The sequence below is a fragment of the Streptomyces sp. NPDC059499 genome (genome assembly GCF_042749285.1).
Taxonomy (GTDB): domain Bacteria; phylum Actinomycetota; class Actinomycetes; order Streptomycetales; family Streptomycetaceae; genus Streptomyces.
Map to the genome: position 1 here is coordinate 1 of NZ_JBHYTT010000011.1, position 12,058 is coordinate 12,058.

The following is a 12,058-nucleotide window of genomic DNA, read 5'->3' on the forward strand; positions in this document are numbered from 1 at the left end:
CCGACCCCCCCCCCCCCCCCGCGGCGGCCACCCCCGCCCGGTCGCGGCCCGGGTACTGGTTCGGGGCGTACTTGGAGACTGTCCCGGGGGGCGGCCCCCCCCCCCCCCCCCTTCCGCATGCCGTGCGTCAGCCGCCGTTCACCTTCTTGGCGATCCGGTCGCCGACGGTCTTGTCGATGTTGCGCCAGTACTGCAGCGCACGCTCCAGGACCGGCTTGCTCACGCCGTCCAGCAGATGGCCGGAGACGTTGGAGACGAGCCGGTCCCGCGCCGCGTCGTCCATCACCTCGCGCACCAGCGTGCCCGGCTGGCCCCAGTCGTCGTCGTCCTTGCGCAGCGTGTACGCCTCGTGGACCATCTCGCCCGCCGTGGCCCAGCCCGCGGGCTCCCCGAAGCGGGCGGTGTCCGCCGCGGGGCCGCCGTACGAGTTCGGCGCGTAGACCGCACCCGTGCGCGCCGGCTCGTACCGCATGGGGCCGTCCTTCGCGTACGAGTGGACGGGCGAACGCGGCCGGTTGGGCGGCAGCTGCAGATAGTTCGGGCCGATCCGGTACCGGTGGGTGTCCGGGTACGAGAAGAGCCGGCCGAGCAGCATCTTGTCGGGCGACGGACCGATGCCGGGCACCATGTTCGACGGCTCGAAGGACGCCTGCTCGATGTGGACGAAGAAGTCCTCCGGGTTCTTGTTCAGCGTCATCCGGCCGACCTCGATCAGCGGGTAGTCGCCCTGCGGCCACACCTTGGTCAGGTCGAACGGGTTGAACCGGTAGTCCGGTGCGTCGTCGAACGGCATGATCTGGACCTTCAGGGTCCAGCTCGGGTGGTCGCCGTGCTCGATCGAGTCGAACAGATCGCGGCGGTGGGCGTCGCCGTCGGTCCCGGCCATCGCGTCGGCGTCGGCCTGCGTGTAGAAGTCGATGCCCTGGTCGGTCTTGAAGTGGTACTTCACCCAGAACCGCTCGCCGCCCGCGTTCACCCACATATAGGTGTGCGAGCTGTAGCCGTTCATGTGGCGGTACGTCTTCGGGATGCCCCGGTCGCCCATCAGCCAGGTGACCTGGTGCGCCGACTCCGGCGAGAGGGTCCAGAAGTCCCACTGCATGTCGTGGTCGCGCACCCCGCTGTCCGGGCGGCGCTTCTGGGAGCGGATGAAGTCCTGGAACTTCATCGGGTCCCGTACGAAGAAGACCGGCGTGTTGTTGCCGACCATGTCGTAGTTACCGTGCTCGGTATAGAACTTCAGTGCGAATCCGCGCGGGTCACGCCAGGTATCGGGCGAACCCTGTTCACCGGCGACCGTGGAGAAGCGGGCGAGCATCTCGGTGCGCTTGCCCGGCTGGAAGAGGTCCGCCTTGGTGAACTGGCTGACGTCGTTCGTCACTTCGAAGATGCCGTAGGCGCCGGAGCCCTTGGCGTGGACCACCCGTTCGGGGACCCGTTCACGGTTGAACTGGGCCATCTTCTCGATGAGGTAGTGGTCCTGGAGCAGGATCGGGCCGTCGGATCCGACGGTGAGCGAATGTTCGTCGCTCTCCACCGGGATCCCGGCGTTGTTCGTGGTGTAAGGAACCTTGCCGGCTTCCTCGGTCACGATCGGCCTCCCGTCGGTGTGGGGGTTCGTTCAGGTCGCTTCGTTCACGACTGAAGTCAACTCCGCCGACGGGAGGTCGGCAACATCTGGAAAGGGTCCAGAACGTGATGAAGTACTACGAGCCAGGAATAGCCATCTCGAACCAGACGACTTTGCCCGTGGAGAGCCGGGTGGCCCCCCATCTCCTGGCCAGCCGGTTGACCAGGAACAGACCCCGTCCGCCCTCGTCCGTATCGCGGGCGCGGCGCTGCCGGGGCAGCTGCGGGGAGTCGTCGCCGACCTCGCAGCGCAGGATGTCGGTCCGCAGCAACCGGAGGGTCACCGGGCGCTCCGCGTACCGCACCGCATTGGTCACCACCTCGCTGACCAGCAGCTCCACCTCGTCCGAGAGGGCGTCCAGCCCCCACCGGCTGAGAGCCCTGCGGGCCAGCCTGCGGGCCCGGCCCGGAGCTGCGTCCTCCGGTTCCAGGAACCAGTACGCGACGTCGCTCGGCGCGATTCCGTCGAAACGGGCGGCCAGCAGAGCGATGTCGTCGTCCCGGTCGCCGGGGCCCAGCATGTCGAGCACGTCGTCGCAGAGCGCCTCCAGCGGAGGCGAATGGTCCGGCCCGGTCAGCTGCGCCGTCGCGGCGAGCCGCTCCCGCAACTGCTCGATACCGGTCCACACGTCCCGCAGGCGCGACTCCACCAGACCGTCCGTGTACAGCAGCAGCGTGGCACCGGCCGGCGCGTCCAGCTCGACGGCCTCGAAGTCGACCCCGCCGACGCCGATCGGGGCACCCGGCGGCACCCGCAGCACCTCCGCCCGGCCGCCCAGATGCAGGAGCACGGGCGGCGGGTGGCCGGCGTTGGCGATGGTGATCCGGTGCGCGACCGGGTCGTACACCGCGTACAGGCAGGTCGCCATCCGGTCGCTGCCGAGGCGCTGCGCCTGCTCGTCCAGGTGGTGCAGGACCTCCTGCGGCGGCAGGTCGAGACCGGCCAGGGTCTGCGCGGTGGTGCGCAGCTGGCCCATGATCGCCGCGGACGTCATGGAGTGGCCCATCACGTCGCCGACGACCAGGGCGACCCGGCTGCCCGGCAGCGGGATCGCGTCGTACCAGTCACCGCCGACCCTGGCCGTCTCGGCGGCCGGAAGGTAGCGGGAGGCCAGGCGCACGCCGGTGGGCTGCGGCAGCGAGTCGGGCAGCATCGTGCGCTGCAGCTCGTCGGCGATGTACGCCTCGCGGCCGTACAGCACGGCCTTGTCGATGCCCAGCGCGGTGTGCGTGGCGAGCTGGGCCGCGACCAGCAGGTCGTTGGCCTCGAAGGGCGGGCGGTCCGTACCGCGCAGGAAGACGGCGGCGCCGATGACCCGGCGCCGGCCGCGCAGCGGTGCCAGGATCGCGCGGTGTCCGGTGGGAACGGTACGGCCCGCCCCGAGCAGTTCGGGCAGGGCGACGCGGGCCGCGGCGGAGTCCCCGAAGACGGGACGCACCCCGCGGAGGACCTCGGCGAGCGCACCGCCCGCCAGGACCTCGCACAGGTCGGCGGCGGGCAGCAGACCGGCCTGCGGGTCGGTGACGGGCAGCCGCAGCCGCTCGCCCTCCGGGCCGTTCTCGCTGTCCTCGTCGGTCAGCCGCAGCCTGTCGGTGCGCCGCAGCCGCAGCACGAAGGGGTTGACGGGACGCTCGTCGCCCACCGGGAGCGGGTCGCGCAGATAGACGAGTATGGCGTCGGAGAACGTCGGCACGCTGGCCCGGCACAGACCGAGCACGATCTCGTCGAGGTCTATGCCCCGGGCGATCCGGCGGGTCGCCGCGCCGACGAAACGCAGCCGGTCGCCTTCGCGGCGGGTGACCGCCTGGGTGTCGACGCCGGGCGAGGCGGACTCCGGGGCGGTACCGGGTCCCGGATTCGGCACCGCGGAGGGGCCGGGGATCGCGGCGGTGGCAGCGGCGCCCGGTCCGGACTCCTGCTGCCGGGGCCGGGCGCGTTCCTGCGACCGGGCAGCGAGGGGCTGCCGGCCTTCGTGGGAGGTGGGATGCTCCGTCACGCGTGGGATTCCGTCCGTCCGGGCCGGTTGTATGAGGCAATCACCTCGTGGGGCGCCACTGTGCCCCGGCAAGAGCGGTAAGAACAACGGCTGTCACCGGATGCCCTCAGAAGCGGGGCCGAAACCGCACGGCCGCGCGGTGGGCCGATATCGGTCATTCCGGCGACGGGGCAGCGGACAGCGAGCACGTCTCCACCCCCTCGTAGCGGTTCAGGCGACCGCACGACCCGCCCGGCTCCGTGGCCCGTGCGGTTCATGCGACGTGTGCGATGACTTGTGGTCAGGTCCCGTGCCACGTCCGCCGGTTGTGGCGACGCGGATCGTGGAAGGCGATCCTACGTTTGCCCCCCTGGGGTGCATCAAGGGTCTCACGACCGCGTGGGGGCGGGGGTGCGGTCCCAGTCATCCGGCAGCGGCGGAACCCGCCACTGCGGATCGGGGCGCCAGTGCTCCCAGCCGTCCCGGAACGGAGCCCCCCAGGCGCGGATCACGTCGACCGCCGCCAGGCCCGCCTCCCGCACGCCCCGGGCGGTGGCGGCATCCATCAGCCCGACCCGCTGGGCCTGGGCGAACTCGTCCTCGTCGAGCCACTCCCAGCTGCGGTCGGGGTGCACGGAGATGTCGAGGAAGTGGTCCTCGGAATCGACGCCCCCGGCCCAGCGGGCGCGGGGTTCCTCGAGGTTGACGTACCAGTTGCGAAAGAGCCAGCCGCGGTCCCAGAACAGCCAGACCGACCACGGATCGCCCGGCCGGGCGAGCTTCAGCACACCCGCGCCGAACCAGTGCGCACGCACCGTTTTGCGCGGGCGCGTGTAGCGGGTGGCCAGCGGCTCGGCGTGCACCTGGGTGCCGTCGACGAGCACGGGCTTCACGCATTCCGTGCCGGGCGCCATCCACACGGCGAGCAGTTCGTCGGTGTCCTGGACGACGGTGACCGGCCGGCAGATGTGCACGGGGCTCCCGCCGCCGTTACCGCGGTAGCGCCAGAGGATCTGGTCCCCAGGTGCCCAGTACGTGCCGTTTCCCGCACCGGCGCCGGTGCCTGCTCCCGTACCCGCTTCCGTGGCTGTCATGAAGAGATCTTACGGATGCGGGCGCCCGCACGCTGCGATACGCGTCACGGCCTCGTCATACGCAACACGTCCAGGGCCTCGTCGAGCTGCTCCTCACTCAGGTCGCCGCGCTCCACGTACCCCCCTGCCAGCACGGTCTCCCGGATCGTGGTGCCCTCGGCCAGGGACTTCTTGGCGACCTTCGCCGCCTCCTCGTAGCCGATGTACTTGTTCAGCGGGGTCACCACCGACGGCGAGGACTCCGCGTACTGCCGGGCCCGCTCCACGTTGGCCGTGATGCCGTCGACCGTGCGGTCGGCGAGCAGCCGGGAGGCGTTCGCGAGCAGGCGCACCGACTCCAGCAGGTTCCTGGCGATCACCGGAAGCATCACGTTCAGCTCGAAGTTGCCGGCTGCTCCGGCGGCCGCGACCGTGGCGTCGTTGCCCGTGACCTGGGCCGCGACCATCAGCACGGCCTCCGGGATCACCGGATTGACCTTGCCCGGCATGATCGACGAACCGGGCTGGAGATCGGGCAGATTGATCTCGGCGAGCCCGGTGCGGGGACCCGACGCCATCCAGCGCAGATCGTTGGAGATCTTGGTGAGCGAGACGGCGACGGTACGGAGCTGGCCCGACGTCTCGACGAGCCCGTCCCGGGCCCCCTGCGCCTCGAAGTGGTTGCGCGCCTCGGTGAGCGGCAGCCCGGTGGTCCTGGCGACCTCCGCGATCACGGCGGCCGAGAAGCCGGGCGGAGTGTTGATCCCGGTGCCCACCGCCGTACCGCCCAGCGGGAGCTCGGCGAGGCGGGGGAGCGAGGCCCGGAGCCGCTCGACGCCGTAACGGATCTGCGCCGCGTACCCGCCGAACTCCTGGCCCAGGGTGACGGGTGTGGCATCCATCAGATGCGTACGGCCCGACTTCACGACCTCCGCGAATTCGGCTGATTTCCGCTCCAGGGAAACCGCCAGATGCTCAAGGGCCGGGATCAGATCGGCGGTCACCGCGGCGGTCGCGGCGATGTGGATGGAGGAGGGGAACACGTCGTTCGACGACTGCGAGGCGTTGACGTGGTCGTTGGGGTGGACCTCACGCCCCAGCCGCTCCGTGGCGAGCGTCGCCACGACCTCGTTGGTGTTCATGTTGGACGACGTGCCGGAACCTGTCTGGAACACGTCGACGGGGAAGTGCTCGTCCCACCGCCCCGTGACGACCTCGGCGGCGGCCTCCTGAATCGCCCGCGCGATCCCGGGATCCAGTACCCCCAGCTCCGCGTTGACCTTGGCCGCGGCGGCCTTGATCCGGGCCAGTGCCTCGATGTGGGCCCGTTCGATCCGCTGCCCGGACACCGGGAAGTTCTCCACGGCGCGCTGCGTCTGGGCCCGCCACTTCGCGTGCGCGGGGACCCTCACCTCTCCCATCGAGTCGTGCTCGATGCGGTACTGCGGGTCCTCGGTCGATCCGTCCATGTGTTCCAACCTCCTGATGGAGACGAGCGCGTGCCGCGTTCCAGGTATTCCGGCGGAGTCCTCCGTCAGTAAATACCTGGAGCAACTCCTTGAACCGGCAGGGCGCGGCGGCGTCCCCGCTCCCGTGCGCGGTGTGTCAGCCCAGGGGTGTCCCGGCGCCGTCCCGGTCGCCGCGACGCGGCGGCCTCACCCGGTGGCGTACCTCTTGCTCCCCGCCCTGCCGCGCGGACACCCGCAGCAGGAACCCAAGCGCGACCATGATGGCGGCCCCGTGGGACCAGGCGACCACGGTCAGAGGGCTGTAGCCCTCCAGTGCGGCCGCCACGATGATCATGCCGACGCCGAAGCCGAGGTTCTCGAAGGTCGCGGACAGCCCGAACGCGTGACCGCGCAGCCGGGCGGAGAGCGTCTGCAGGTGCGAGGTGTACGAGACTTCCGTCAGCCCGTCCGCCGCCCCGGCGACCAGGGCGACGGCAGCCGTCGCGGCGAGCGGCAGACCGGCGAACGCGAGGATGAACGCCGCGGACATCACCACCGTCCCGTAGCCGAAGCCCAGCGCACCCACCGCGCGGCCCGTGCGTCGGGCGAAGCGCTGGATCACCTGCTGCGCGCCTATGTTCCCGACCGCCCACAGGCACCAGAACGCGCTGACGAACACCGCGGGGTGCGAGGCGTCCAGTGCGCTGGAGTGGACGGGCAGCGCGGCGTTGTGGGAGGAGGAGCCGAAGGCGTCCACCCCGCGCAGCGCCACCATCAGTCCGAGGCCCGGCGCGGCGGCCAGCGCGGCGAGGGCGACGGGCATCCGCCTCCGGCCCGGCGGCTCCGCCTTCGCGCCCCCGGCCGGCTCCGCCTTCGCGTCCGTGCCCGCCGCGCCGCCCGCGACCGGCAGCAGAGCCACCGTCACCGCACACACCACGAAGGTCGCCGTATCGATGACGAAGGCCGCCGTGTACCCCACCAGCGACACCACCACACCGGCGGACGCGAACCCCGCCACCATCGCCACCGAGCGCGCGGTGATGGAGAGGGAGTTCGCCCAGGTGAGCCGGTCCGGGGCCACCATCTCCGGAACGGAACTGCGCAACGCCACCATGAACAGCGTCCCGCAGGCGCCGACGACGACACAGACCGCGACCAGCGCACCCGTCCGCAGCCCCTCGGGCGCGAGGACCAGCGACAGCATCACCGCGGCCTGCGCGACGTTCGTCCACAGCATGACGCTCTTCGCCGTGAAACGTGCGAGCAGCCCGCCGGCCGTCAGTCCCGCGGCGAATCCCGACGCCAGCCGCACGGCCATGAACAGCCCCATGGCGAGCGCCCGGCCCGTCGTCGCATAGACGAAGAGATTGAGTGCCACGGTATTCAGGAAAGTGCCGTACGAGGAGACGGCGTAACCCGCGACAAGAAATCGATAACGGCGTTCCGGGCGAGCCGTGTTGTCCGTGGTGCCGATGCCGGGAGTCATCCGCTCATCCTCGCCCGGCCACCCCGCCCGCAGCACCCGTACCGCCCGCGCACAGGCAATCTGCACACGTGTGAAGAGCGGTCATTCGGGCCCACCGCCAATGATTGCCGCACAGTGCCGTACAAAGAGCACGACCCGGTTGAGCGGGAATGCCCCAGGGGCGCCCCGGCGGTGCCGGGAACGCCCCTGGACGCGTGCGGCCGGTCAGCCGAGGCCGGGGCCGCGCACGGGAATGCTGGTGAACGTCGGTGCCGGGGCGGGCTCGGTGAAGAAGTCGTTGCCCTTGTCGTCGACCACGACGAACGCGGGGAAGTCCTCCACCTCGATGCGCCAGACCGCCTCCATGCCGAGCTCCTCGTACTCGACGACCTCGACCTTCTTGATGCAGTCCTGCGCGAGACGCGCCGCGGGGCCGCCGATCGAGCCGAGGTAGAAGCCGCCGTGGGCGTCGCACGCGTCGGTGACCTGCCGGGACCGGTTGCCCTTGGCGAGCATCACCTTGGAGCCGCCCGCCGCCTGGAACTGCGCGACATAGCTGTCCATGCGGCCGGCCGTCGTGGGGCCGAAGGAACCGGACGCGTAACCCTCGGGCGTCTTCGCCGGGCCCGCGTAGTACACCGGGTGGTCCTTGAGGTACTGGGGCATCTCCTCGCCCGCGTCGAGCCGCTCCTTGATCTTGGCGTGCGCGATGTCGCGCGCCACGACCAGCGGGCCGGTCAGCGAGAGCCGGGTCTTGACCGGGTACTTGGTCAGCTCGGCGAGGATGTCGTCCATCGGCCGGTTGAGGTCGATGCGTACGACGTCACCCGCCTCGTCGAGGTGCTCGTCGGTGGTGTCCGGGAGGAAGCGCGCCGGGTCCTTCTCCAGCTGCTCGAGGAAGACGCCCTCGGCGGTGATCTTCGCGGTGGCCTGGCGGTCGGCCGAGCAGGACACGGCGATGGCGACGGGCAGCGAGGCACCGTGCCGGGGGAGGCGGACCACGCGCACGTCGTGGCAGAAGTACTTTCCGCCGAACTGGGCGCCGATGCCGATCTTCTGCGTCAGCTCGAAGACCTTCTCCTCCAGCTCCTTGTCCCGGAAGCCGTGGCCGGTCGGGGAGCCCTCGGCGGGCAGCTCGTCCAGGTAGTGCGCGGAGGCGTACTTCGCGGTCTTGAGCGCGAACTCCGCCGACGTACCGCCGACGACGATCGCCAGGTGGTACGGCGGGCAGGCGGCCGTCCCCAGGGAGCGGATCTTCTCCTCCAGGAACTTCATCATGGAGGTCTCGTTGAGGACCGCCTTGGTCTCCTGGAAGAGGAACGACTTGTTGGCCGAGCCGCCGCCCTTGGCCATGAAGAGGAACTTGTACGCGCCGCCGTCGGTCGCGTACAGCTCGATCTGGGCCGGGAGGTTCGAGCCGGTGTTCTTCTCGTCCCACATGGTCAGCGGGGCCATCTGCGAGTAGCGCAGGTTGAGCTCGGTGTACGCGTCGAAGATGCCGTGCGACAGGGCCTCCTCGTCACCGCCCTCGGTCAGCACGTTCTGTCCGCGCTTGCCCATGACGATCGCCGTACCGGTGTCCTGGCACATGGGCAGGACACCCGCGGCGGCGATGTTCGCGTTCTTCAGGAGGTCGAGGGCGACGAACTTGTCGTTCGACGACGCCTCGGGGTCGTCCACGATGCGCCGCAGCTGCGCCAGGTGGGCGGGCCGCAGGTAGTGCGAGATGTCGTGCATGGCCTCGGCGGCGAGGGTGCGCAGGGCCTCCGGAGCCACCTTGAGGAACGTACGGCCGTCGGCCTCGAAGGTCGAGACGCCCTCGGCGGTCACCAGCCGGTACGGCGTGGTGTCCTCTCCCAGTGGGAGCAGATCGGAGTACGCAAACTCTGGCATTACGGCCATTCCTCACTCGGCGACAGCGCCGTCCTCCCTTGGGCAGCGCATCCACCAGGGTAGGACCCCGCGCGGGCGGCGGGCCTGTGAGGTAGGGCTCACCCGGATCCGGCCCGGGCCTTTCGTCCGGATCATGACCGGCCGGTGGCTCGATCCGTCGCCGCACCGGGGCCGAACGGGGCCGGATCCCGCGGAAGTGCCGCAGGGGTACTGGTCGCGATCTATCGCGTTTGGGTACGCTGGGCCGGTGGACCTCGAGAAGCAGCCCCAGCAGCCCGTAGCTCCGGCCGGTCCCGCGCCTGCCGGTATCCGTGCATCCGACGCGGACCGCGACCGGATCGCGGACATCCTTCGGGAGGCCATGGCCGAGGGGCGGCTCACCGCCGAGGAGCACGCCGAGCGGGTCGACCTGGTCTACCGGGCCAAGACCGTGGGCGAACTCGCACCGCTGGTCCGGGACCTGCCCGCGAGCGGGGTCACCGGCCGGCCGGCCACCTCTCCGTACGGGTACGGCCCGGAGGGGCCGACCGGGCCCGCCGAGAACCTCGTGGCGGTCTTCAGCAGCTCCACCCGGAAGGGCCGTTGGCGCGTCGGCGGCCGTACGAACGCCTTCTCGCTCTTCGGCAGCGTCGAGATCGATCTGACCGAGGCCCTTTTCGGCCAGCGTCTGACCGTGATCAATGCGACGTCCATCTTCGGCAGTGTCGAGATCAGGGTGCCCGAGAACATCTCGCTGCGCGGTAGCGGAACAGGCATTTTCGGCAATTTCGAAGTCGACACACTGGAATCGACAGACCCGGAAGCCCCGGTGGTCGTAGTCAACGGCTATTCCGTCTTCGGGAGCGTCGAGGCAAAGCCCAAGCGTGGCAAGCTCATTGCCAACCTCCACGACCAGCTGCGCAAACACCTCGGCCACTGATACAGGGTGGCCGGTACGGCTCGAATTCCGGCCAAAAAGCGGTCGAGCGGAATTGGGTGGGCTCGAAGTCGAGGCCACTCAGTGCATAGGCGTGCGTACAGCGGGTAGGGAGTGCTGCATCGTCTCTCGCTCGCGAAGCCGTCGTCAGGAGTGGACCGTGCTGCAACTGCCGCATCAGCCCCTGCAGGTCGCCGCCGTGCCGTCCCAGCGCAGTCCTGCGCGGGAGGACCAGGCAGGCCCCTGGCATGCGGAGGCGGTGTGCCGCCGGGACGAAGCCGGGCTGTTCTTCGCCCCGTCGAAGGAGCCGACTGCTGCCCGGCTGTCACGCGAGGAGGCTGCGAAACAGGTCTGCGCGCGGTGCCCGGTGATGGTGGACTGCCGCGAACACGCGCTCATACAGCCCGAGCCCTACGGGGTGTGGGGCGGCCTCACGGCCGCCGAACGCCGCGTGGTGCTCGCCCGGCGGCGCAGGCGCGACATCGAGCTGAAGACGGCGGCCCCCACGGAACACCTCGCAGCCGGCTGAGCACCGCGAACAGGGGTGAGGGGGCTGCCGGTGGGCAGCCCCCTCACCCCTGTTCGCAGGTTCTACTTGGCGCGGTCGAAGTCGATGGCGCTGTAGGCGCGCAGCTTCGAGAGCCGGTGCGTCGAGTCGATCTTCCGGATCGTGCCCGACTTGGAGCGCATCACCAGGGACTCCGTGGTCGCCGTCTCCGCGCGGTACCGCACACCGCGCAGCAGCTCACCGTCGGTGATCCCGGTGGCGACGAAGAACACGTTGTCCCCGCTGACGAGGTCGTCCGTCGACAGCACCCGGTCCAGATCGTGCCCGGCGTCCAGCGCACGCTGACGCTCGGCCTCGTCCTTGGGCCAGAGCTTGCCCTGGATGACACCGCCGAGGCACTTTATGGCGCAGGCCGAGATGATGCCTTCGGGCGTTCCGCCGATGCCCATGAGCAGGTCGACGCCGGTCCCCTCGCGGGCGGCCATGATGGAGCCGGCCACGTCGCCGTCGGAGATGAACTTGATCCGGGCGCCCGTCTCCCGGATCTCCTTGACGATGCCCTCGTGCCGGGGGCGGTCCAGGATGACGACGGTGACGTCCTCCGGAGTGGAGTTCTTGGCCTTCGCGACGCGTCGGATGTTCACCGACACCGGCGCGTTGATGTCCACGAAGTCGGCCGCCTCGGGGCCGGTCACCAGCTTGTCCATGTAGAAGACGGCGGACGGGTCGAACATCGCACCGCGGTCGGCGGCCGCCAGCACGGCGATCGCGTTCGGCATGCCCTTGGCGTTGAGCGTGGTCCCGTCGATCGGGTCGACGGCGATGTCGACCTCGGCGCCGGTGCCGTCGCCGACCCGCTCGCCGTTGAACAGCATGGGGGCCTCGTCCTTCTCGCCCTCACCGATGACGACGATGCCGTTCATCGACACGGTGGAGACGAGGGTTCGCATGGCCTTCACGGCGGCGCCGTCGGCGCCGATCTTGTCGCCGCGGCCGACCCAGCGCCCGGCGGCCATGGCGGCGGCCTCGGTGACCCGGACCAGCTCCAGGGCCAGGTTGCGGTCGGGGGCCTCCGGAGAGACCTCGAGCTGGGACGGCAGATGATGCTCGGACATCGGAGCGCACCTTTCTGTACGACGACGACCGGAAA

9 protein-coding genes are annotated in these 12,058 nt (G+C 70.3%); 2 read left to right on the forward strand and 7 right to left on the reverse strand.

All coding sequences use genetic code 11. The features are described from left to right. Positions 1–127: 127 nt before the first annotated feature. From ACFW9O_RS23885 to ACFW9O_RS23910, 6 genes are all read right to left on the reverse strand, one after another. Positions 128–1,591 (reverse strand): catalase, encoded by a 1,464-nt coding sequence (locus ACFW9O_RS23885; protein ID WP_351180701.1) that lies wholly within the window; start codon positions 1,589–1,591, stop codon positions 128–130. Between the two features lie 115 nt (positions 1,592–1,706). Then, on the reverse strand, positions 1,707–3,626 hold the full coding sequence (locus ACFW9O_RS23890; protein ID WP_351180704.1) for a SpoIIE family protein phosphatase: 1,920 nt from the start codon (positions 3,624–3,626) through the stop codon (positions 1,707–1,709). Between the two features lie 368 nt (positions 3,627–3,994). Further along, a complete protein-coding gene (locus tag ACFW9O_RS23895; RefSeq protein WP_384611987.1) occupies positions 3,995–4,699 on the reverse strand; it encodes a DUF402 domain-containing protein in 705 nt (234 codons plus the stop codon). A 44-nt stretch (positions 4,700–4,743) separates the two neighbouring features. Then, positions 4,744–6,147, reverse strand: a complete 1,404-nt coding sequence (locus tag ACFW9O_RS23900; RefSeq protein ID WP_384611989.1) for a class II fumarate hydratase — start codon at positions 6,145–6,147, stop codon at positions 4,744–4,746. A gap of 136 nt (positions 6,148–6,283) precedes the next feature. After that, positions 6,284–7,612 (reverse strand): MFS transporter, encoded by a 1,329-nt coding sequence (locus ACFW9O_RS23905; RefSeq protein WP_384611991.1) that lies wholly within the window; start codon positions 7,610–7,612, stop codon positions 6,284–6,286. 204 nt (positions 7,613–7,816) lie between these two features. Then, positions 7,817–9,484 carry a fumarate hydratase gene (locus tag ACFW9O_RS23910; RefSeq protein ID WP_384611993.1) on the reverse strand — a complete coding sequence of 556 codons (1,668 nt, stop codon included), beginning with the start codon at positions 9,482–9,484 and terminating at the stop codon, positions 7,817–7,819. A gap of 247 nt (positions 9,485–9,731) precedes the next feature. On the opposite strand from ACFW9O_RS23910, the gene ACFW9O_RS23915 reads away from it, so the two are divergent. Together ACFW9O_RS23915 and ACFW9O_RS23920 are read left to right on the forward strand one after the other, a co-directional pair. Beyond that, complete coding sequence (locus ACFW9O_RS23915) at positions 9,732–10,403, forward strand: DUF1707 domain-containing protein (RefSeq protein ID WP_384611995.1); 672 nt, start codon at positions 9,732–9,734, stop codon at positions 10,401–10,403. 157 nt (positions 10,404–10,560) lie between these two features. Then, a complete protein-coding gene (locus ACFW9O_RS23920) occupies positions 10,561–10,929 on the forward strand; it encodes a WhiB family transcriptional regulator (protein WP_329207812.1) in 369 nt (122 codons plus the stop codon). 62 nt (positions 10,930–10,991) lie between these two features. Here ACFW9O_RS23920 and glpX read toward each other — a convergent pair whose 3' ends face one another. Further along, positions 10,992–12,023, reverse strand: coding sequence for a class II fructose-bisphosphatase (gene glpX / locus ACFW9O_RS23925; RefSeq protein ID WP_329207811.1), 1,032 nt, complete (start codon positions 12,021–12,023; stop codon positions 10,992–10,994). Between the last annotated feature and the right edge of the window lie 35 nt (positions 12,024–12,058).

Coding starts and splice junctions, on each gene's coding strand:
- glpX (WP_329207811.1), bottom strand. CDS start 12,023: ATGTCCGAGCATCATCTGCCGTCCCAGCTCGAGGTCTCTCCGGAGGCC.
- ACFW9O_RS23895 (WP_384611987.1), bottom strand. CDS start 4,699: ATGACAGCCACGGAAGCGGGTACGGGAGCAGGCACCGGCGCCGGTGCG.
- ACFW9O_RS23905 (WP_384611991.1), bottom strand. CDS start 7,612: ATGACTCCCGGCATCGGCACCACGGACAACACGGCTCGCCCGGAACGC.
- ACFW9O_RS23900 (WP_384611989.1), bottom strand. CDS start 6,147: ATGGACGGATCGACCGAGGACCCGCAGTACCGCATCGAGCACGACTCG.
- ACFW9O_RS23910 (WP_384611993.1), bottom strand. CDS start 9,484: ATGCCAGAGTTTGCGTACTCCGATCTGCTCCCACTGGGAGAGGACACC.